This is a genomic window from Hymenobacter cavernae (assembly GCF_014641455.1).
Taxonomy (GTDB): domain Bacteria; phylum Bacteroidota; class Bacteroidia; order Cytophagales; family Hymenobacteraceae; genus Hymenobacter; species Hymenobacter cavernae.
In genome coordinates, this window is sequence record NZ_BMHT01000007.1 from 234,477 (window position 1) to 255,034 (window position 20,558).

17 protein-coding genes are annotated in these 20,558 nt (G+C 58.6%); 3 read left to right on the forward strand and 14 right to left on the reverse strand.

All coding sequences use genetic code 11. The annotated features are described in order from the left end of the window. Positions 1-299: 299 nt before the first annotated feature. From IEX74_RS19075 to IEX74_RS19115, 9 genes are all read right to left on the reverse strand, one after another. Positions 300-2,156 (reverse strand): HAMP domain-containing sensor histidine kinase, encoded by a 1,857-nt coding sequence (locus tag IEX74_RS19075; protein WP_188815626.1) that lies wholly within the window; start codon positions 2,154-2,156, stop codon positions 300-302. 62 nt (positions 2,157-2,218) lie between these two features. Further along, a complete protein-coding gene (locus IEX74_RS19080; RefSeq protein WP_188815627.1) occupies positions 2,219-3,379 on the reverse strand; it encodes a sensor protein KdpD in 1,161 nt (386 codons plus the stop codon). A 206-nt stretch (positions 3,380-3,585) separates the two neighbouring features. Further along, positions 3,586-4,698: a porin gene (locus tag IEX74_RS19085; protein WP_188815628.1), complete on the reverse strand. Its 1,113-nt coding sequence runs from the start codon at positions 4,696-4,698 to the stop codon at positions 3,586-3,588. A gap of 7 nt (positions 4,699-4,705) precedes the next feature. Continuing rightward, positions 4,706-5,272, reverse strand: a complete 567-nt coding sequence (locus IEX74_RS19090; protein ID WP_188815629.1) for a potassium-transporting ATPase subunit C — start codon at positions 5,270-5,272, stop codon at positions 4,706-4,708. Positions 5,273-5,487: 215 nt separating this feature from the next. Beyond that, the gene (kdpB, locus tag IEX74_RS19095; protein WP_188815630.1) at positions 5,488-7,533 is read right to left on the reverse strand and encodes a potassium-transporting ATPase subunit KdpB; all 2,046 of its coding nucleotides are present in this window, start codon (positions 7,531-7,533) and stop codon (positions 5,488-5,490) included. Positions 7,534-7,724: 191 nt separating this feature from the next. Further along, positions 7,725-9,425: a potassium-transporting ATPase subunit KdpA gene (kdpA, locus tag IEX74_RS19100; protein WP_188815631.1), complete on the reverse strand. Its 1,701-nt coding sequence runs from the start codon at positions 9,423-9,425 to the stop codon at positions 7,725-7,727. A 37-nt stretch (positions 9,426-9,462) separates the two neighbouring features. Next, entirely contained in the window at positions 9,463-9,543 is an 81-nt protein-coding gene (gene kdpF, locus IEX74_RS23540; protein ID WP_086595640.1) for a K(+)-transporting ATPase subunit F, read from the reverse strand. Positions 9,544-9,980: 437 nt separating this feature from the next. Continuing rightward, complete coding sequence (locus IEX74_RS19110; protein WP_143436575.1) at positions 9,981-10,334, reverse strand: DUF7674 family protein; 354 nt, start codon at positions 10,332-10,334, stop codon at positions 9,981-9,983. Between the two features lie 135 nt (positions 10,335-10,469). Continuing rightward, a complete protein-coding gene (locus IEX74_RS19115) occupies positions 10,470-10,805 on the reverse strand; it encodes a DUF7674 family protein (RefSeq protein WP_188815632.1) in 336 nt (111 codons plus the stop codon). Between the two features lie 265 nt (positions 10,806-11,070). Between IEX74_RS19115 and IEX74_RS19120 the strand changes: the two genes are divergently transcribed. Then, the gene (locus IEX74_RS19120; RefSeq protein ID WP_188815633.1) at positions 11,071-11,289 is read left to right on the forward strand and encodes a hypothetical protein; all 219 of its coding nucleotides are present in this window, start codon (positions 11,071-11,073) and stop codon (positions 11,287-11,289) included. Between the two features lie 253 nt (positions 11,290-11,542). Continuing rightward, a complete protein-coding gene (locus tag IEX74_RS19125) occupies positions 11,543-11,839 on the forward strand; it encodes a hypothetical protein (protein ID WP_188815634.1) in 297 nt (98 codons plus the stop codon). Between the two features lie 18 nt (positions 11,840-11,857). Here IEX74_RS19125 and IEX74_RS19130 read toward each other — a convergent pair whose 3' ends face one another. After that, positions 11,858-13,216, reverse strand: coding sequence for a sigma-54-dependent transcriptional regulator (locus IEX74_RS19130; RefSeq protein WP_188815635.1), 1,359 nt, complete (start codon positions 13,214-13,216; stop codon positions 11,858-11,860). Positions 13,217-13,599: 383 nt separating this feature from the next. On the opposite strand from IEX74_RS19130, the gene IEX74_RS19135 reads away from it, so the two are divergent. Continuing rightward, complete coding sequence (locus IEX74_RS19135) at positions 13,600-14,832, forward strand: cysteine desulfurase-like protein (protein ID WP_188815636.1); 1,233 nt, start codon at positions 13,600-13,602, stop codon at positions 14,830-14,832. 89 nt (positions 14,833-14,921) lie between these two features. Here the strand turns inward: IEX74_RS19135 and IEX74_RS19140 are convergent, their stop codons facing one another. The 4 genes from IEX74_RS19140 to IEX74_RS19155 all read right to left on the reverse strand — a co-directional run bounded on the left by IEX74_RS19140 (position 14,922) and on the right by IEX74_RS19155 (position 20,416). After that, positions 14,922-15,956 (reverse strand): aldo/keto reductase, encoded by a 1,035-nt coding sequence (locus IEX74_RS19140; RefSeq protein WP_188815637.1) that lies wholly within the window; start codon positions 15,954-15,956, stop codon positions 14,922-14,924. A 429-nt stretch (positions 15,957-16,385) separates the two neighbouring features. Further along, a complete protein-coding gene (locus IEX74_RS19145) occupies positions 16,386-17,489 on the reverse strand; it encodes a serine hydrolase domain-containing protein (RefSeq protein ID WP_188815638.1) in 1,104 nt (367 codons plus the stop codon). Between the two features lie 170 nt (positions 17,490-17,659). Further along, a complete protein-coding gene (locus tag IEX74_RS19150; protein WP_188815639.1) occupies positions 17,660-18,937 on the reverse strand; it encodes a YeiH family protein in 1,278 nt (425 codons plus the stop codon). Between the two features lie 27 nt (positions 18,938-18,964). Beyond that, on the reverse strand, positions 18,965-20,416 hold the full coding sequence (locus IEX74_RS19155) for a phytoene desaturase family protein (RefSeq protein ID WP_188815640.1): 1,452 nt from the start codon (positions 20,414-20,416) through the stop codon (positions 18,965-18,967). Positions 20,417-20,558: the final 142 nt, after the last annotated feature.

The window sequence follows — 20,558 nt, forward strand, 5'->3', positions numbered from 1 at the left end:
CAGTAGTGGCCAGTGTGCCAACAGCTCGAGTTGTGAGTTTTCGGGCGCGCGCAGGTAAGGGAAACAGAAATTGATAGTGGTTTGCACTAGTTCGTTCGGCTGTTGTAGTGGCTGCAACTTCTCCCAGAGCTCGGCAAAGCAGCAGTTGGGAACATCCGCCGGGGCCACGCCGTTAGATCTTCGTTCGAACCTGGCTGCCCACGTTCCGGGCGGGGATTTGTAATCTCTGCCTCCTGACAACTGCATTGCAACTCCGGCCGAGCGGCCCGGCTTACCGTCTGATTAAGCTAGGTTGGTTCTCAAGCTTCACTTTGCGAGACCACAGGCAAGGTAAACGCGAACATGCTGCCCGAACCTAGCTCACTCTCAACCCAAAGTTGCCCACCCTGGCTCGTGATGAACTCACGGGCAATGCTGAGACCTAGGCCTGAACCGCCTTTGTAGCCGTTCTTGTCCGGAATCTGCACGAAACGTTGGAAGATCTTTTCCTGATACTGCGGCGCGATACCGGGGCCGTGGTCCCGCACCCGTACTTGTACCTGCTTCCCATCGGGAGCTAGGTCAGCTTGGATATGAATAGCTTCTTGCTCAGGCGAGTAGCGGATGGCGTTGGCGAGCAAGTTGAGCAGGACCCAGGTGGTTTTCTCGATATCGGCGCGCACAGCGGGCAGCGTTTCGGGCACTTGCACATCGAGGGTGAGCTGCTTGGGCTGGAGCTGAAGCTGGATGGTATCGGCGGCAAACTGCACGATGTCGTAGACGCGGCTGGGCTGGAAGTTGAACTGAATGTTGCCCGATTCCAGCCGTGATACGTCGATGAGCTCGCCCACGAGCTTCAGTAGGCGCTGGTTTTCACGGTTCAGAGTGGCGAGCAGCTTCTGCTGCGCTTCGTTGATGGGCCCCACGCGCTGATCTTGCAACAGCATGAGACTGAAGTTGATACTCGACAGCGGCGTTTTCAGCTCATGCGACACAGTAGCGAGGAAGTTGGACTTGGCCTGATCGAGCTTCTTGAAATCAGATACGTTGCGCAGCAGCAGGATGGAGCCCACGAACGCCTTCTTCTCCAGTGCCTCGTTGTAGGAAACTACATCATGCACGATGAGGCGGTAGTACACTTCCTCGCCGGCCTGAGCTAGGGTGAGTAGGGGCGGGTCGGCTTCGCGACGATTAGGCGGCAAGTCGAGGTGGCGCAGCATCTCGCGGAGCAGGTCGTTTTCCTGGGCAACCTCGTCGGCGGCGCGGTTTTCGAGCTGGTCGAGCGGCAACCCTAGCAAGTTGCTGACCACCGGATTTGCCACAATTACGCGGCGGTTTTGGTCAATCAGCAGCAGGCCTTCATCGAGGCTATTCACGATGCTAACCACACGGTTGCGTTCCGTAATCAGCTCGGCGAGGGTAGAGGCACGATAGGCTTTGAGTTGTAGCAGCATTTGGTTGAACGACCGCGCCACCTGCCCAAACTCGTCGTTGCCCTCTTCCGGAATGGAAGCGGTAAAATCCTGGCGGGCCGCGTTGGTGAGGCTCGCCGTCAGCTGCCGCAGCGGAGCCACCGTCGCTTCAGGCACGCTGAAAATGAACATCATCGTGAATAATACGCTGAAGGTCAGTAACCCTAGGGTGTAGCGGTTGGCCTTGGTGGCGGTTAGCTGGGCAGCTAGGTTCTTACGCGTTAGAGCGTTCATGTTCACATGAATCATGCGCGCTGTTTGAGCTCGGAGCATCTGGTGCCGGGGCAAGATCTGCTCTAGGTAAAACGAGGCTGTGGGCGCGCTTTTCGACTGCGGGTCGAGCAGTAACTGGTAGTCGGCGAAAGTGCGGGTGAGGCTATCTACGAGCTGTTGTTCGCCGGCTTCGGTGATGTTGCCGGCTTCACGGGTCAGGCTTTGGCGAAACTGTTGTAGGCCGCGTTGCAGCGAAGCGGTATACTCTGCAGGGGCCGCGCCACCTAGGTAGCGCTGCTGCTCAAGGCGAGCCAAGGCGTCGAGGGCCGCAAACATCTGCTGACCTAGCTGCACCGAGTAAAAGTTGTCTTGCAACACCATCGAGGAGGAGCGCTCCAAGTGCTTCACCGAATACAAGGCGTAGGCACTGACCCCGATAAGTAAAGCCAGAACGGCCAAAAAGCCGAGTGTGATTTTGGTTTTTAAATTCATGCTGCTGAGCAGGCAAAATCCAGAACGTTATGTTCGCTCTGTATGACACGCTGGTTGTATAATCAGTAGGTTACCAAGTAAATATCCACGTCTCGATCCGATGCCGCGACGCGCCGCACGAGTTCGGTCGTTACGCTGCGCCGGGCTAGCTTTCCTAGCCAGTTCTTTTCGCTAGTTACGCCACAAATCAGCAGCGACACGTTTTGTTCGGCGGCTACGCGCAGTACTTCGGCCACTACATCGGTGCCTTTCACCCGCAGGATTTGGCCGCCTAGCTCCGTGGCGAGCTGGAGGTTGTTGATAAGGTGGCGCTGCGCCGCCAGCCCGATGCGGTCGGCTGATTCGGCGGGCGTTTGCACGTAGAGCACGGCCCAGCGGGCGCCGCCGAGGCGGTCGGCGAGGCGGGAGGTTTTACGGATGATTTCCTTGGCGGCTTCGGCGTTGGTGTTCACGCAGGCCAGCAGACGGTCGGCGTTGCGGCGTTGGGGCTGCACCGCCGACGCGCCCGTATCAATCTGACGGCCAAGCTGGTTAGCTACTTCGCGCAAGGCTAGCTCGCGCAGTTGCAATAGGTTATTGGGTTGGAAGAAGTTGCGCAGCGCGGCCGGCACTTTCTGCGGATCGTAGATCTTACCTTCCTCCAGGCGCGCCCGCAGCTCGTCCACCGTCAGATCGACGTTTACTACTTCGTCGGCTTGCTTGAGCACTTGGTCGGGCACCCGCTCGGTGACGTCGGTGCCGGTGATTTTCAGCACTTGGTCGTGCAGACTTTCTAGGTGCTGCACGTTCACGGCCGTAATCACCGAAATGCCCGCTCGCACGATGTCTTCCACATCCTGCCAGCGCTTCTCGTTCTTGGAGCCGGGCACGTTGGTGTGGGCTAGCTCATCGACAATCACCACTTGCGGGCGGCGCTGCAACACGGCGGCTAGGTCCATTTCCTCCAGGGCCCGGCCTTTGTAATAGAGCGTTTTGCGCGGCAGCAGAGGCAAGTCGCGCAGCTGTGCCACAGTGCCGGGGCGGCCGTGCGTTTCCACGTAGCCTAGCACCACGTCCACGCCGTGCTGGTGCAAGTCGTGGGCCTCTTGCAGCATGCGGTACGTTTTGCCCACGCCCGCCGCCAGACCTAGGTACACCTTCAGCCGGCCCCGGCGCTTCTGCTGCACCAAGCGCAGGAAGCGCTCGGCGGATTGGTCGCGCAGTTCATCTTCGGCCGGAGGCATGAGGTGAGATGGTGAAATAGTGAGAGGGTGAGTGGCTTTACTGCTTTGTTGCTGACGTCAGAACGGTGTAGAGACGCAATATTTTGCGTCTCTTCGTTGAACAACGTAGGTCGTACCATTTGGAGCAAACAACATCAGCAACGAGGAGACGCAAAATATTGCGTCTTTACATCAGTAAGGAGCCTGTGATGTGGCTGGTAAAGAGACTAAAACGACAGGGCAATGCTCGACGTCACGTTGCCGTAACTATCGGACGTGCGGCCGTCTTTCTGCTGGAAGATGTTGCTCTTGGCATCCAGCAAACGGCCCTCCACGCGGAAGACGACGTTGCTGGTGGGAGCATAATCGAGGTTGAGCGAACCGCCTTTTAGCTTCACGTCGGCGTCGGTGGCGGCGGGCATGATGGAGTTGATAATCACCCCATGATCAGCGTTATAGTACTCGACGCGGGCGGCGGCGGTCCACTTATCGGCTAGCTTGTAGCGCACAAAGGCGGCGCCGGTGTGCCAGGTGTCGGCTTTGGTGCCATCCTGGGCTTTTTCCTGTTTGCCTACGTCGAACACCAGGGCTAGGCTCAGGCGCTCGGTGGCCGTGTAGCTCACGTAGAAATCGTGGAAGTAGCGGCGGCGCTTCACCGAATCGGAGGGCTGCTCGTTGCCGTAGAAGGTGCTGGAGTTGATGAGCAGCTTCTCGGTGGGTTTCCATTGAATCTGGGTGCCGAGGGCTTTGCCTTGGTTGTTCTCGCGAATGTTCTGCCAGCCATTCAGCGCCAGCGCGGTCAAGGTCAGCTTGGGGTCGACTTCGTAGGTGAAGCGGGCGCCGGCCTCGTAGTAGGGCGAGTTTTCGGCCATGAGCGAGCGGGTCAGCGTCCAGTTGTCCTTGCTGATGGCCGACTCAAAGCCGATGTGCGAGGTGAAAATACCTAGGTCGAGCCACGCTTTTTGGAACGGGCGGAAGCCGGCGTACCCCTCGTAGATGTGCTTGAAAACTTGGTCTTCAGCGGCGTAGTTGGCCGCTACGTACGTACCCGCATGTAGGGCGAAAGCTCCGCGCACCTTCTCATCCTGGTAGCGCACCCCCACGATGCCGTTGTTGATGGTAAACTCGTTTTGGCGGTCGTGGGAGTAGAGGAAGCCGGGGCGGTCGTGGGTGTTGGCGTGCTTGAAGTCATAGCCATAGTAGCCATCGACGAAGCCGTAAAAGGTGAGGGGACTGGCACTGGGGGCTTTGATCGAATCAGCGGCGGAGGGCTGCTCCTGGGCTACGGCGGCGAAAACGGGCAGCGTGAAACCAAGGGCGAGCAGCAAAGAGTTTTTCATGGGGCGGTTAGCGGCTAGCCGAAGCTAGGTTATCGAGGGCTAGGTTGAGGCGCAGTACGTTGACCCGGTCGGGGTTGATGACGCCTTTTTCTAGGTTGTTGTTAATTAAGCTTTTAATGGTGTTGGGGTCGATGTTGCGGGCCTTAGCAATGCGGGCCACTTGCACGTAAGCACCCTGCGCCGACAAGTGCGGATCGAGGCCGGAGCCCGACGCGGTAATCAGCTCGGCGGGCACTTGGTCTTTCGTTACGCCGGGGTTTTGCAGCAGAAAGGTATCAAGCCGGGCCTTCACGGTACCTAGGTACTCAGGGTTGGAAGGGCCTTTGTTGGAGCCGGCCGAGCCGGCTGCGTTGTAATCCACGGCCGAAGGACGCGAGTTGAAGTACTCGGGCCGGTCGAATTTCTGCCCAACATTGTCGTAGCCGACCACGCGGCCGTTTTTGCTTGCCGTTACACCTAGGCCTTGGCCCGGTGCGAGTTGTACCCCCGCCCACACCAGGGCCGGGTAAATAAGGCAGCACACCACCAGCAGTACCAAGGTGAGGCGGATGGCTGGAAGCAGTTGATTTTTCATTTTAAGAAAAAGTAAAAAGCTAGGGTTAGAGCTAGTTCCCCTCCTTTTTTCAAGGAGGGGGGGCGGGGTGGTTCCTCGGTGAACGACTTGCGTTTGGTCGTTCTAATTTGATTATTCGTTGTAAACAACATCAGCAACGACGGTCAACCACCCCAGCGGCGCCGAAGGCGCCGCGTCCCCTCCTCATCTGAGGAGGGGAGCTGTCGTTCAATTAATTACATAAACACACCCACCAGCAAGTCAATCAGCTTGATGCCAATGAAGGGCACGATCACGCCACCTAGGCCATACACGAGCAGGTTGCGGCGGAGCAGCGCCGAGGCGCCGATGGGTTTGTAGGCGACCCCGCGCAAAGCCAGTGGCACCAGGGCCGGGATGATGATGGCGTTGAAGATAACCGCGCTCAGAATGGCTGACTGGGGCGACTCTAAGTGCATGATGTTCAATGCACCTAGGCTCGGAATGGCAACCATGAACAAGGCCGGCACGATGGCGAAATACTTGGCTACGTCGTTGGCGATGCTGAACGTGGTGAGCGTGCCGCGGGTCATGAGCAGCTGCTTGCCGATTTCGACCACTTCGATGAGTTTGGTGGGGTCGTTGTCGAGGTCGACCATGTTGCCGGCTTCTTTGGCGGCTTGAGTGCCCGAGTTCATGGCCACCCCTACGTCGGCTTGGGCGAGGGCGGGAGCGTCGTTGGTGCCGTCGCCCATCATGGCCACGAGTTTGCCGCTTTGCTGCTCGGTGCGGATGTAGGTCATTTTATCCTCGGGCTTGGCTTCGGCAATGAAGTCGTCGACGCCCGATTTCTCGGCGATGAACTTCGCCGTTAGGGGGTTGTCGCCGGTTACCATCACCGTTTTGATGCCCATTTTGCGCAGGCGCTCGAAGCGTTCCTGAATGCCGGGCTTGATGATGTCTTGCAGCTCGACTACGCCCATTACGCGGTCATTTTCGCTTACGACCAGCGGCGTGCCACCGTTTGAAGCCACGGCTTCGGCGCGCTGAGTCACTTCTTGGGGAAAGGGCTGATTGGCTTTGGTGGCGAGCTGACGAATAGCGTCGGAAGCACCTTTGCGGATGCGGGTACCGTTAGCGAGCGTCACGCCGGAGGAACGAGTTTCGGCGGTAAACTTAATTAGCTCAGCGCCTTGCAGGTGGGTTTGCAGCTGTTGCGGGTCTACATTTTGCTCGCGGGCTAGCTCCACGATGCTCTTGCCCTCGGGCGTTTCGTCGGTGAGCGAGGCGGTGGTGGCTAGCTCAATGAGCTGGCGCTCGTCGACGCCGGGGGCGGGCCAGAAGTGGGTGGCTTTGCGGTTGCCGATGGTGATGGTGCCGGTTTTGTCGAGCAGCAGCACGTCGATATCGCCGGCCGTTTCCACGGCTTTACCCGACTTGGTGATGACGTTGGCCCGCAGCGCCCGGTCCATGCCCGCAATGCCGATAGCCGAGAGCAAACCGCCGATGGTGGTCGGAATCAAGCACACAAACAGCGCGATAAACGAGGCAATGGCAATGGGCGTTTTGGAGTACACGGCGAAGGGTTGCAACGTGACGCACACAATTACGAACACCAGCGTGAAGCCTGCCAGCAGAATAGTGAGGGCAATTTCGTTCGGCGTTTTCTGCCGGGCGGCACCTTCCACCAAGGCAATCATCTTGTCAAGAAACGACTCGCCGGGCTGGGTAGTCACCACCACCCGGATGCGGTCTGACAGCACTTTCGTGCCGCCCGTCACCGACGATTTATCCCCGCCGGCTTCGCGAACCACTGGTGCCGATTCGCCCGTGATGGCTGATTCGTCGATGGTAGCTAGGCCCTCAATGATTTCGCCGTCGGTGGGGATGATTTCGCCGGCTTCCACCACGAACATCTGGCCTTTCTGGAGCTGGGAGGAGCTAACCGACGAAATGTTACCTTTCTCGTCGATGACGCGGGCAGGCGTTTCCTCGCGGGTTTTGCGCAGGCTTTCGGCTTGGGCCTTGCCGCGGGCTTCAGCAATGGCCTCGGCGAAGTTGGCAAACAGCAAGGTGAGCAGCAGCACCAGGAAGACCACGAAGTTGTAGGCAAACGAGCCCTGCGCCGGGTCGGGGTTCACCAGCAGACCTAGGGTCACGAAGAGCATGACCACCGTGCCGAGCTCCACGGTGAACATCACCGGGTTGCGGTACATCAGCCGCGGGTCGAGCTTCACGAAGGATTGCTTAAGCGCTTCCTTCACGAGCTGGGGCTGAAATAAGGATTGGGATTTGGGAGACATGAGATTGTCGTTCTGACGGGCGCCTCACCCCCTAGCCCCCTCTCCGAAGAGGAGAGGGGAAACTAGCTCTAGTTTTCTAGAATGCTAGTTCTAGTAGGATATGGCAATGAGTTACTAAGGCTAAAAAGCTAGGCTAGTTCCCCTTCTTCTTTTCGGAGAGGGGGCTAGGGGGTGAGGCGCCCGTGTGGCGCCTAATACAGGCTAAAATGCTCAGCAATAGGGCCTAGGGCTAGGGCCGGGAAGAAGGCCAGGGCGGCGATGATGACGATGACCGCCAGCACCATCACGCCGAAGGTGGCTGTGTCGGCGGGGAGCGTGCCAGCCGATTCGGGCACTACTTTCTTGCGGGCGAGTAGGCCGGCAATGGCGACCGGGCCGATGATGGGCAGGAAGCGCGAGAGTAGCAGCACCACGCCCGTCGAGATGTTCCACCACGGCGTGTTGTCGCCGAGGCCCTCGAAGCCGGAGCCGTTGTTGGCGGAGGCAGAGGTGAACTCGTAGAGCATTTCTGAGAAGCCGTGGAAGCCGGGGTTGGCGAGCCAGCCTGCGTATTCGGTGGGGTTGCCGGCGTAGAGGTGAGCCGTCATGGCGGTGCCGGCCAAGATGAGCAGCGGGTGCAGCAGCGTCACGATAACGGCAATCTTCATCTCGCGGGCTTCAATCTTCTTGCCCAGAAACTCCGGCGTGCGGCCCACCATCAGGCCGGCAATGAACACGGCGATAATCAGGTAGGCGAAGAAGTTGAGCAGACCTACGCCGCAGCCGCCGTAGAAGGCGTTGGTCATCATGCCCAGCATCTGGCACAGACCCGAAAGCGGCATGAACGAGTCGTGCATGGAGTTGATAGAGCCGCAGCTGATAACGGTGTTGGTGATGGACCAGTAGGCCGAAGCCGCCGCCCCAAACCGCATTTCCTTGCCTTCCAGCGCCCCTAGGTTCTGGTCGACGCCCATTTGCGCAATGGCCGGGTTGCCGTGCATTTCGTAGTAAATGGTGGGGGCGAGCAGGGCCACGAAGCCCACAGTCATCACCCCGAAGATCATCCAGGCCAGGCGTTTACGCTTGAGGTAAAAGCCCAGTGCGAAGATCATGGCCAGCGGAATCAGCGTCAGCGCCACGTTCTCGACCACGTTGGTGAGGAAGTTGGGGTTTTCGAGCGGGTGGGCCGAGTTGGCACCGTAGAAGCCGCCACCGTTGGTACCTAGCTCCTTGATGGCCACCATGGCGGCCACCGGGCCGCGGCTTACCGCCACCGACTCGCCTTGCAGCGTGACTAGCTCTTGCTTGCCAGCCAGCGTCATAGGCGTGCCGTTGAACGCTAGGATGAGCGCAATGATCAGGGAGCCAGGCAACAGCAAGCGTGTCAGGCTTTTTACGAAGTAGTTGTAGAAGTTGCCGAGCTTGTCGGTGGTGCGGGCCTGCAAGGCGTTGAAGATGACCACGGCGGCGGCAATACCAGTGGCGGCCGACACAAATTGCAAGAAGGTAATCACCACAATCTGCGACAGATACGACAGGCCCGACTCGCCGGAGTAGTGCTGCAAGTTGCAGTTCACCAGAAAGGAAATAGCCGTGTTGAAGGCTAGGTCTGGTGACATACTGGGGTTGTGGTCGGGGTTGAGGGGCAGCACGCCTTGGGTGCAGAGCACGGCCATGGCCAGCACAAACCACACAAGGTTGATGGTGAGCAGCGCCACCAGGTGCTGCTGCCACGTCATTTCGCGGTTGGCGTCGATGCCCGAAAGGCGGAAAATGCCGCGCTCGACGGGCGCGAGGAAGTCCAGCGCGTTTTTGTCGCCGCGGAATACGTTCGCCAAAAAGCGTCCGAGCGGCAGCGCCAGCCCCAGCGCGAGGCCAAACATGACGAGGACACCTAGCAAATCTTGATTCATAACACGAGAGAAGTAGAAGGGAAAAGGCAGAAGGCGACTAGAAGCGCTCGGGCTTCAGCAGCACGTAGATCAGGTAGCCAAACACGGCCAGCGACAACAGAAAAAGGGCAATCATCATGGCGCAACGGGCGTTAGATGTGGTCGAAGTATTCCACGGATTTATAGAAAAGCCAGAAGCCAGCGAGGCCAGCGGCAGTGAGCAACGGAATCATGAGAGCGGGCACCATGGGGCAAAGTGGTGTAGTGAATGATTGGATATGCCAGGTAGCTTGCGAAAGTCAGCCCAACCGGCATTGTTCTGCTCAGATATTCTTTTTGCTGCTGATATACAGTGCGTTGTATTGTTGAAAATTGGCTTTGCGCTGACCGAAAAAACAGGGGGTACTAGCGTTTCGCTAGGGTCGCTTTACCAGAATGCTAGGGCCGCGCGCCACCTAGGGCCGCCTGTGGCGTTACTAAAGCAGCAAGCCACACGGAGCACAAAGGGCCGAAAAGCCAAACGCGGCTTCTCAACCTGAGAAGCCGCGTTTGGCGGTGAGTGGCAGTGGAACAGGTTTAGGCTAGGATGTCGGCACGCTGGTGTTCATAGGCTTGGAAGAGGCGGGTGGGCATGAGTTGGCGGGCTAGGGCCACGCCTTCGGGCGTGTCGTCGAGGTGCAGGTCGGGGAGGTAAATGGTTTCCATGGCCGCGGCGAGGTAGGCATTGCCGCGGCGCAAGAGCTCCTCGGCCACGGCAAAGCACTGGCGCAAGCGGGTGAGCTGGTTGGCCAAAATGGCCTGGTGGGTGTAGAGCGCAAACTGACCCAGCGGGCGGTAAAAGCCACCGCAGCGCGGAACGGGCTGAAGCTTCAGCGCCAGATCGGGAAAGTTGGAAATGAGCAGTTGGATGGTTTCGTTGGGGGTAAGCATAATCGTAAGCATTGACAAGGCGGAAGCGAAAGGCGCGGGCAGAACTGATCAAATAATCAGCTCAATAGCTAGCCAGAGAAGCAGCAAAAAACCGAGGGTATATTTCATAGAAGCAATGGTAGGTGAAGCAAAAACCTAGCGGCGGGCGCAAGCCTGCGACAACGGGCGGGGCATGAACTGCTCCAGCAACTGCGGATCTTGGGGGAGTTCGGCTAGGTGCAGCGCGGGTAGGTAGCCGTGCAGAACGGCCGCCGTCAGGGCCGGGTCGTTGAGTTGCAGCAGCTGATTAGCCAGAACCAGGCAGGCGCGTAGTTGCGGCAGGCGCCCGGTAAGGGCCACGTGGCGCGTGTAGGCCGCAAAGGCCGCCAGCAGGTCGAGGAGGGCGGCGGGCTGGTTGCAACCCGGCAGCTCATGTTCGAGGGCCGGAATGTGCTGCACCAGCAGCGCTGAAAGTTGAGAGGAAGCCATCATAGCCAGCAAAAAAGACAGTGAAACAGACTGACTGCGCGGTTGCTGCCAAGCAAGCAACTGCATGTGCCAGTAAGTTGTCAAGGCAGGTGCCAGGCGCTGGATACTTGATTCTTGCTGTTTGTAAATAGTTGTTAATGAGCTAATAATCGTAAAAGGATGCGGCCGTAAGGTCGCCAAAAAACGTGATGCCCCCTGTCGTTTCGCTACAGGTGCTCTACGCTTTTGCATAGCTCTAAATGAGATTTAGCTTTTTTGGCTGCTAATAATGCTGCTAGGTATAGCAGGAGCTACCTGCGCCTTGCTCGGCCGGATTTGTAATCCGGTCGTTCGGAGCTGCGGATTTGCAATCCGCCCGGCCGCGCCGCTAGGTGTGTTCGTGCAGGCGCAACTGCCCGCTTTGCGGGCGGGGATTACAAATCCCCAGCTCCCAACAGCCGGATTACAAATCCGGCCGAGCAAGACCGAGCAAGACGAGCAGACCTAGCAACTGCTACCACTGCACCGGTAGCACGCGAGATGTTTTCCGCTGGTCGACATGACGTTCTCCTACTGATGTTCCTTGATTTTACTGGCCATCGGCCCACCCTAGCAAAATGAAAGGCGGGGTGCCGGGGCAAGTGGCGCTTACAGGGCGGAAATCCACTGGAGAGGGCAGTGGCACCTAAATGGCGGGGAGATGCTGCGTGAGACTAGCTCACCTACTATTTCCACAGACACGAATCCTCATCACGCCACTCATGCCCGATTTACTTGCCGAAATAACGCACGCTGCGCGAGCGTACTATCAACAGCTCCAACCAATTAGCTGCACCGAAACCGATTTTCGAGATTGGCTACAGGTATTGCCGATGGTTGAGCGCGAGCAAATGATGGCAGATGGATTTGCCATTGCGTGCACGCGGCGCGCGTTTCAGCGCCACTGCTTGGAGTGGCGCGGCTACTTAATGCGCGAATTTATGCGAACCCACTTGTCGGTAGCTGCTTTCGACTTGTGGGAAGCGCACGGTGAGTTCAATGGTGATTTGTCGGCCTAGGTTCTGGTAGCCAAGTAATTAGAGCTCGTACTCTTGCAGCTTGCGGTACAGGGTCGTCAGGGCGATACCTAGGATGCGGGCCGTTTCGGTTTTGTTGCCGTGCGTTTCGAGCAGGATGCGACGTATGTGGCTTTTTTCTGCGCTCCGTAGCGTGCGCTCGTCGTCGACCAGGCTAGGAGCGTCGGGCGACGGTTGGGGCTGGTCGAACTCGGCGGGCAGGTACTCGGGTGTCAGCACGTCGCCGTCGGCTAGGATGACGGCGCGCTCTAGCACGTTTTTGAGTTCGCGCACGTTGCCGCGCCAATTGTAGTGGGTGAGGTGGCGCAGAAAATCAGCGTCCATGCCGCGCAGACGCTTGCGGAGCTTAGCGGCGTAGAGGCGCAGGAAGTGGTTAGCCAGCGGCTCGATGTCTTCGCGGCGGGCATTCAGGGGCGGCACGGCCACCGTAAACACGGCTAGGCGGTAGTACAAATCGGGGCGGAAGTGGCCGGCGTCGGCTTCCTGGCGCAGGTTGCGGTTGGTGGCGGCCACAATGCGCACGTCGGCGGAGCTAGGTTTGGTCGCGCCAATTTTGGTGAACTGCTGCGTTTCCAGCACCCGCAGCAGCTTGGCCTGGAGCTCCAGCGGCAATTCTCCAATTTCGTCCAAAAACAGCGTGCCCGTGTTGGCTTCTTCCAGCAAGCCTTTCTTATCAGTGAGAGCACCCGTAAACGCGCCTTTCTTGTAGCCAAATAGCTCTGATTCCAGCAAATCCTTCGGAAAGGCGCTGCAATTGACGGCCACAAACGGCTTCGTACGGCGCGGGCTAGCCTCGTGAATGGCCTGGGCAAACAGCTCCTTGCCGCTGCCCGTCGGGCCTTCCAGCAGCACGGTGCTATCGGTTTGCGCCACGCGTTGCGCTAGGCTTTTGGCTTGATTGAGCGCCGTCGAGTGCCCAACCATGGCGTCGAAGGTGTAGGGCAGGGCTACGCGCTTTTCCAGCTCGGCCACGCGGCGCTTCAGCTGGGCTTTGTCGACGGCGCGGCTGACCACGGCTACGAGCTGCCGGTCGGAGTCGCCCTTGGTCAGGTAGTCGAAGGCGCCTTGCTTCATGGCCTGCACCACGTCGGGGATGGTGCCGTAGGCCGTCATCAGGATAACCTCGGCCAAGGGCGCTTTTTCCTGGTAACGAGGCAGTAAGGCTAGGCCATTGCCGTCGGGCAGCTTCACGTCGGAGAGAATAACGAGGATTTCATCGACGTGTTCCTGCAAAAGCTCTAGGCCGCGGTAGGCGGTGGCCGCTTGGAGCACGGTGTAGCCTTCAAGCTCTAGAATTTGGCTCAGCAGTTGGCGTAAGCTAGGCTCATCGTCGATGAGCAGCAGGGTGCCGGTAGGCATGGGGAGAATGGTTGGTGGAAAAACCGGCCGCAAAGTACGGCGGAATGCGTGTAGCGCGGACTTTGTAGTCCGCGAGTAAGGGTAATGAACGTAAACGCTACAGTTGGTGGCGCAGACCGATAAGCGCGGACTACAAAGTTCGCGCTACAGGTATTCAGGATGGAAAAACCAGCCGCTCATGCGACAAGACGCAAATTGTTGCGTCTCTACCCCGTTCTACGAATCTCTCAACGGTCGTCATGTCGACCAGCGGGTGGCCTCTCGCAGGCAGTGCTAACCTCAATGGCTCGGTTTAGCTTTACAACAACCGCACGCGAGATGTCTCCCGCTGGTCGACATGACGTTTATTTGTTTGGCAATCTTACTGTAATCTGAATCCCCTCATGCCTTTTTCTTCTGAGTCCATTCGGGCTTGCTTTCCTGCTTTACAAGAACGCGCTGACCATAAACCGTTTATATTTTTCGATGGCCCCGGCGGCACCCAAATGGCGCAGCAAACCATCGACGGTTTGCTCGGCTACATCACCGGCGGCATGGCGAACTTGCACGGCACGTTCGCCACTAGCCGCGCCACCGACGAGTTATTGGAAGCCGGCCGCCGCGGCATGGCCGATTTTCTGAATTGCCAACCGCAGGAAGTGGCCTTCGGGCAAAACATGACCTCGCTGGCCTTCGCCATTGCGCGCAGCCTGGGTTCTTTCATCCAAGCCGGCGACGAAATCGTGGTGACGGAGCTCGACCACCGCGCCAACGTGGACCCCTGGGTGACGCTCGCCAAAGACCGCGGCGCCGTGGTGAAGTTCATCCCCGTGAACCCCGAAACCTACACCCTAGAACTCGACCACCTCGACGAGCTGATTACGGCCAAAACCAAGCTGGTAGCCGTCACGATGTCGTCGAACGTAGTGGGGACGGTGCCGCCGGTGGAGCAGATCATTGAACGCGCAAAAGCCGTGGGCGCGTTGATGGTGCTGGATGCCGTGCACGCTACGCCCCACTATCCTATTGATTTTCAGAAGCTAGGCGCTGATGTGCTGTTTTGCTCGGCGTACAAGTTTTTCGGCCCGCACCTAGGTATTGCGGTGGTGTCGGCGGGTTTGTTTGAGAATCTTCCCGTCTACAAGCTCGCGCCCGCTCCAGCCTACATCCCTGATAAGTTGGAAACCGGTACGCAGAACCACGAAGGCATTGCCGGCTTGCTCGGTGCTCTGGCGTTCATCGAAAGCCTAGGCGAAGGCAACACCCGCCAAGAGCGACTGCGCACGGCTATGCAAGCCGTTGAGGAACAGGAGCAACGGCAGGCACAGGAGCTCGAAGCCTTCTTGCAAACGCTGCCGCACGTGCGCCTGTACCGAGCCCCGGCCGGCACGCGTAAAACGCCTACCGTTGCCTTCACGCTGGAAGGCGTCAACTCGCGGGAGGCCTGCGCCTGGTTTTTCGAGAACTACAACATGAACATCGCCGACGGCCATTTCTACGCTTCCACGTTGGCCGAGAAGCTAGGTATCATGGCGCAAGGCGGCTGGATTCGGCTGGGCCTAGCTCCGTATAATACCGATCAGGAAATCGAGCTGTTCAAAACCGCGCTGCTGGCTTTTATAAAAAGAAGCTACTGAACTATATGAAAAGACCGTCATGCTGAGCTTGCCGAACCGAAGGAAGGCGCAAGCCAAGCATGACGGTCTTTTATAGCTTAGCTGTGGCCCTAGAAAATCTGCACGGGTGGCGGGTTAAGCTCTGGGCGCTGGCGCTGGTGCCAATAGGGGTAAACCGGCGGCGTGTCGCTGACCTTGTCCAGGCGGGTCACCTGCTCGGGCGTCAGGTTCCAGCCCACGGAGCCTAGGTTCTGGCGCAGCTGCTCTTCGTTGCGGGCCCCGAAAATAACACTGGTAATCGTCGGGCGCTGCAAGAGCCAGTTGAGGGCAACCTGAGCGACGGTTTTGCCGGTTTCTTCGGCTAGCTCGTCCAGCACGTCCACGATGGCAAATTGCAGCTCATCGGGTACGTCGGGGCCCTGGCCGCCGCCTTGCTGCAAGCGGCTGCTCTCCGGAATCGGCTGACCACGACGCACTTTGCCACTGAGGCGCCCGCTTGCCAGCGGCGACCACACAATGGCGCCCACGCCCTGATCCAGCCCTAGCGGCATCAGTTCCCACTCATATTCGCGGTTAATGAGGGAGTAGTACACCTGGTTGCCGATGTAGCGCGACCACCCGTACTTCTCCGACACCGACAGCGACTTCATCAGGTGCCAGCCCGAGAAATTGGAACAGGCGATGTAGCGTACTTTGCCGCTCTGCACAAGGTCATCCAGCGCGCGCAGCGTCTCCTGCACCGGCGTGCGCGAGTCGAAGCCGTGCATGTAGTACACGTCGATGTAATCGGTGCCTAGGCGCTTCAAACTATCCTCGCAAGCTTTCACCAAGTGCAGGCGCGAAGAGCCAAAGTCGTTCGGGCCTTCGCCCATCGAGAAGGTGGCCTTGGTGCCAATCAGAACCTGTTGGCGCCGGTCGCCGAGCGCCTGAGCGAAGATTTCCTCGGCCATGCCGTTCGAATACACGTTGGCCGTGTCGAAGAAATTGACGCCGGCTTCCAGGCAAATGTCGATCAGGCGGCGCGCTTCGGCCACGTCGGTGCTGCCCCAGGCTTTGAAAAACTCATTGCCCCCGCCGAAAGTCGCGGTGCCAAAGCTCAAGACGGGCACGTACAGGCCTGAGGCCCCTAGCTGTCTGTATTCCATAAGTTGTTTTGGTTGGAAGGAGAACCTAGCCATAACCGGACAATCGGTGGTCTGGTTATGGTCGAGGTGCTTACGGCGCTGCTTAGAAAGTAGTCAAAAGCCAAAAAAGAACGCCTTGCTGAACTGGTCGAACCGAATGAATGCGTAAGCTAAGCTTCGCTGCTGAAGCCGAAACGATGTAGAGACGCGACACTTCGTGTCTCCTCGTTGAACGATCTACCTGGAGCGACCTAGGCAAACAACGTCAGCAACGAGGAGACGCAAAGTGTTGTGTCTCTACAATCGGTAGGCGAAGCGGTAACTTCGACAGGCTCAGCAGGACGGCCAAAGCAGATTATTCAGCTTTGCTAAACACCTTCGATTATCCGAAAGGGCCCCACGAACCTAGCCTAGTAAGCGCCAGCCTGTCGAGCGTATGTAAGCAGTACGCTACTTATCCTCGGCTAGCCACTGCATCGTTTGATACTGGCCGGGACCTAGGAAAAGCTGCAAGATTTTATCCGTCATTTTCAAGCCATTAGCGCTGTTGGTCAGGAAAACAATACTTTCCTGCTTGCCGGGGAAGGCCATGAAAAAGCCCTGAAAGTCGCCGTTGTCGCCCCACTGCCAAATGGCCGGACCGTGGCTAGTAGTAGCTAGGCCAACCCCACAAGCCCACGCAATAGCAGCATCGGTGGAAGTAGGGGGCACGCGGCAGCGGTTGGCCGGGTTGGCTGGCGTAAGCAGGAGCTTAGCCGTGGCAGGGGCTAGGCCTTTGCCCGTTAGCACAGCCTGCAAAAAACGGTTGTAGTCGCTGGCCGTGGAGAGCAAGGTGAAAGCCCCGTAAGGCGCGGTAAAGTGCAGTTGCTGGGTGGGTTTGCCCGCGGCATCATGGCCGAAAGAGGCATTAGTGGTAAAAGCATCGCGCCAGACGAAGCTGCTGTGCGCCATCTGCAAGGGCGCAAATACTTCCTGCTGCGCCAATGTGTTGAAGGATTTTCCGGTGAGATGCTCCAGCGTTTTTTGCAGAAATACATAGGCCTCGCCGGAGTAATTCCAGCAGCTATCGGGCGCGTAGCGCAAGTGCAGGGGCGTAGTACTCCAACTAGCGCTCAAGGGATTTTCCGCCCAGTTGGGCAAGCCAGTAGTGTGCGCCAGCACCATGCGCGCCGTGATGTTGGCGGCGCGTGGCTCCTGTTGCAGCCGCGGATACGCGTAGTAAGTCAGCAGCGGCGTATCCAGCTTCAGTACGCCCTGGTCGCACAAGCGCAACGTGAGGTAAGCCAAAACCACTTTGCCGAGCGAGGCCGCTTGAAACGTGGTGCCCGCCTCAACAGCTTCAGCGCTACCGCTTTTGCGCAAACCTAGGTTGTAGACAGTGGCGGCGGCTTTCTGACTGTAAACCAGCTGCATGCCGGGTACTTTTTCTTGTTTCAGCAACGCCTCTAGTTGTGCTTGCTTCGTGGCCTTGGCACCAGGCGCCGCCCGATGCGGAGATTGAGCCGCCGCAACCAGCGCCGTGGTCCAAAGGAATAAGAGTAAAAAAGCTTTCATGAAAAACGGATCAGTAGGTGGTGCAAGCTAGATGCAAAACGCACCTGATCCGTTGGCTGAACAGAGAGATACTCAAAACAAAAGCCTCAGCGTGCGCCGAGGCTTTTGTTTGTAGAAGTAAACGGGTAGCCCAGACTACAGAATTCGAGCTACTTAAACCGGGGTGTTTTCTACCGAAACAGTAGGTAGGCAATACCTAGGGTTACGAAAATGTTGAAGGTTTGAGCGAGCAGGAAAGCGTAGAGCGGCTTCTTGTTTTCCTGCTTGAACAGGTCGTTGAAGTTGGTTTCCAGGCCAATGCTGGTGAAAGCCAGGGCAAACCACCAACCTTGCGCGCTCTTCAAACCAGCTTTCAGGCCGTCCGTTGTTTCGGGGGCTAGGAAGAAGGAGAACAGCAACGAGGCGGCAATGAAGCCCAGCACGAACTTCGGAAACCGCTCCCAAATCACACCGAGGGTCGGCTTGCCTTCGGGCTCGGCGGCGTTTGGGTGGTTGGTGTACGTCCAGTACAGCGAAATGGCAAAGGCAGCTAGCCCAAGCAGCACGTTCTGCGAAAACTTCACGATGGTGCTAATTTTCAAGGCGGTTTCTCCCACCAGCGTGCCCGAGGCCACCACGGCGCCGGTTGTGTCGATGCTGCCGCCGAGCCAGGCGCCGGTTACTTCCTGCGACAAGCCTAGCCAGTGCGCGGCGTAGGGCATAAAAATCATCATCGGGATGGCCGTGATGAGCACGAGGGAAATGACGTAGGAGAGCTTCTTGGAGTCACCTTTAATAGCGCCCGCCGTGGCAATAGCCGCCGACACACCGCAGATGGATACGCCGCTGGCAATCATCATGGTTAACTCGTCGTCGACTTTCAGCTTGCGGCACGTCCAGAAGGCAAAGTACCACACCGACAGCACCACCACCAGCGCCTGCACCAGCCCGAGCGAACCGGCCTTGAGAATGTCACCGAAAATGACGCTCGTACCCAGCAGCACCAGCCCGATTTTTACGAACAGCTCCGTGGTGAGCGTGGCCCGCAGCCAATCCGGCAAGCCAAATACGTTACTGACAATCAAGCCCGCCAACAAGCTGAAAATAACCGCTTCCAACCCTAGCCCCCGCGCCTGCGGACTTCCGGCTACAATCAGCGCCAGCAGCGTGAGCAGATACACCAGCGGAAAACCTAGGGCGAAGTTGCGCACCGACTTACCCGTGAGCCGCGCCCCAATGCCGGCGACGGCGGCCAGGTAAACGAATTGCGCCAGAATGAGTTGCAAGTTAGCGGCGCTGAAAACTTTGCCGGTAAGCTCGGCCGTGTTGTTCCAGTTGAACACGGGCACCGCAAACGGCAAACCTAGCAGCGAAAGCCCAATGAGCAGCCCGCCGAGGACGACGACCACCCAATCTTCGTGAAGGGTAAAGGCTCTGCGGGTGAGAACGGGGGAAACAGTGGTGGACATAGAAGAAAGAATAGTAAGATGGGAAACCTAGTCTTGGTAAAGCGGCGGGGCTTTGAGGTTAAACACGTCCTTCAGCGCGCGATTAGCGGCGTGGTAGCCGCACATGCCGTGCACGCCGCCACCGGGCGGCGTGGCCGAAGAGCAAATGTAAAGCCCTGATTTTGAGGTGCGATACGGCGAAGCGCGCAACGCGGGGCGCGTGTACAACTGGGTGGCATTGAGCAAGCCGCCGTTAATGTCGCCGCCCACGTAGTTGGGGTTGTGCTCCTCGATTTGGGCCGTGTCGAAGGTGTGGCGGCCGATGATCCGCTCGCGGAAGCCGGGGGCGAAGCGCTCCACTTGCCGCTCGATGATGTCGGTCATGTTGACGCGGGAGCCGTTCGGGACGTGGCAATAGGCCCAGGCGGTGTGCTTGCCGGCGGGCGCACGGGTGTCGTCGAAGAGGCTTTGCTGAGCCAGCAGCACGAACGGCTTGGTCGGGTGGTGGCCGCTGGCGGCGACTTTTTCGCTGGTGGCAATTTCGGCCAGCGTGTTGCCGAGGTGCACCGTGCCGGCCTGGTGGCACTCGGGCGCCTTGAACGGAATCGGCCCATCCAGAGCCCAATCTACCTTGTACACGCCCATGCCGTAGCGGTAGCGCCGCAGCTGCCACTGGTAAATGGTGGAAAGGCTATGCCCCGCAATCTGAAGCAGTTGGGTGGGCGTCACGTCGAGCAACACGGCGCGGGCTTTCGGCAGTTGTGCCAGTGAGCGAACAAACGTGCCCGTTTCTACCTTGCCACCTAGGGCCACGAAGTGCGCTACCAGCGCGTCGGCAATGCGCTGGGAGCCGCCTTTCGGCAGCGGCCAACCTTTGCGGTGCGCGGCCGTCAGTAGCACCAAGCCGATGGCCGACGTGGTGATATTTTCGAGCGGCTGAATGGAGTGGGCCGCCATGCCCGCGAACAGACCCTTGGCTTCTTTGGTCTTGAAGCGGTTGGTGAGCGTGGTTGCCGGCAGCAGGGCCGATAAGCCAAACTGCGCCATGTTGATGGGGTGGTTCGGAATGTGGAGCGGCGCCAGCACGTCGTTGGCAATGCTCGGCCAGTTGGCCACCAGCGGCTCCATCAAGTCGCGGTACGATTGCTCATCCGGACCTAGGCGGCGGGCGGTTTCGGCCAACGAATTAAGCACGGTAGCCGCTGTGCCATCATCAAACGGGTGCGCCGCCGCGACGGGCGGCGTAATATATTCCAAGCCATACTGCGCAAGCGGCAGCGTTTGGAAGTAAGGCGAAGCCGCCGCCAGCGGGTGAATGGCGGAGCAAATGTCGTGGTGAAAGCCCGGCAGCGTCAGCTCGGCCGTGCGCAGGCCGCCACCTAGGTCCTTCTTGCCTTCGAGTAGCAACACCGACAAGCCGGCTTGCTGCAACACAATGGCAGCGGCCAGCCCATTCGGCCCCGAACCAACGACAACGGCATCATAATCAAAGTTATCCATGGAGTTATGAAGAAGCTCCGCGGCTGATTTTCAGCGCAGAGCTTGTAAGTGAGAGAGTTGAACGTCCCGGTCCGACGCCCTAGGCGTCCGACCGGTTGTCGTTGCGAATGTTCGCATCCTATAAACAAGGCAGCCGCAACAT

Bases quoted from the DNA above. Each gene is read 5' to 3' on its own strand.
- IEX74_RS19075 (WP_188815626.1), bottom strand. From the start codon at position 2,156: ATGAATTTAAAAACCAAAATCACACTCGGCTTTTTGGCCGTTCTGGCT.
- IEX74_RS19080 (WP_188815627.1), bottom strand. From the start codon at position 3,379: ATGCCTCCGGCCGAAGATGAACTGCGCGACCAATCCGCCGAGCGCTTC.
- IEX74_RS19085 (WP_188815628.1), bottom strand. From the start codon at position 4,698: ATGAAAAACTCTTTGCTGCTCGCCCTTGGTTTCACGCTGCCCGTTTTC.
- IEX74_RS19090 (WP_188815629.1), bottom strand. From the start codon at position 5,272: ATGAAAAATCAACTGCTTCCAGCCATCCGCCTCACCTTGGTACTGCTG.
- kdpB (WP_188815630.1), bottom strand. From the start codon at position 7,533: ATGTCTCCCAAATCCCAATCCTTATTTCAGCCCCAGCTCGTGAAGGAA.
- kdpA (WP_188815631.1), bottom strand. From the start codon at position 9,425: ATGAATCAAGATTTGCTAGGTGTCCTCGTCATGTTTGGCCTCGCGCTG.
- kdpF (WP_086595640.1), bottom strand. From the start codon at position 9,543: ATGATGATTGCCCTTTTTCTGTTGTCGCTGGCCGTGTTTGGCTACCTG.
- IEX74_RS19110 (WP_143436575.1), bottom strand. From the start codon at position 10,334: ATGCTTACCCCCAACGAAACCATCCAACTGCTCATTTCCAACTTTCCC.
- IEX74_RS19115 (WP_188815632.1), bottom strand. From the start codon at position 10,805: ATGATGGCTTCCTCTCAACTTTCAGCGCTGCTGGTGCAGCACATTCCG.
- IEX74_RS19120 (WP_188815633.1), top strand. From the start codon at position 11,071: ATGCTGCTAGGTATAGCAGGAGCTACCTGCGCCTTGCTCGGCCGGATT.
- IEX74_RS19125 (WP_188815634.1), top strand. From the start codon at position 11,543: ATGCCCGATTTACTTGCCGAAATAACGCACGCTGCGCGAGCGTACTAT.
- IEX74_RS19130 (WP_188815635.1), bottom strand. From the start codon at position 13,216: ATGCCTACCGGCACCCTGCTGCTCATCGACGATGAGCCTAGCTTACGC.
- IEX74_RS19135 (WP_188815636.1), top strand. From the start codon at position 13,600: ATGCCTTTTTCTTCTGAGTCCATTCGGGCTTGCTTTCCTGCTTTACAA.
- IEX74_RS19140 (WP_188815637.1), bottom strand. From the start codon at position 15,956: ATGGAATACAGACAGCTAGGGGCCTCAGGCCTGTACGTGCCCGTCTTG.
- IEX74_RS19145 (WP_188815638.1), bottom strand. From the start codon at position 17,489: ATGAAAGCTTTTTTACTCTTATTCCTTTGGACCACGGCGCTGGTTGCG.
- IEX74_RS19150 (WP_188815639.1), bottom strand. From the start codon at position 18,937: ATGTCCACCACTGTTTCCCCCGTTCTCACCCGCAGAGCCTTTACCCTT.
- IEX74_RS19155 (WP_188815640.1), bottom strand. From the start codon at position 20,416: ATGGATAACTTTGATTATGATGCCGTTGTCGTTGGTTCGGGGCCGAAT.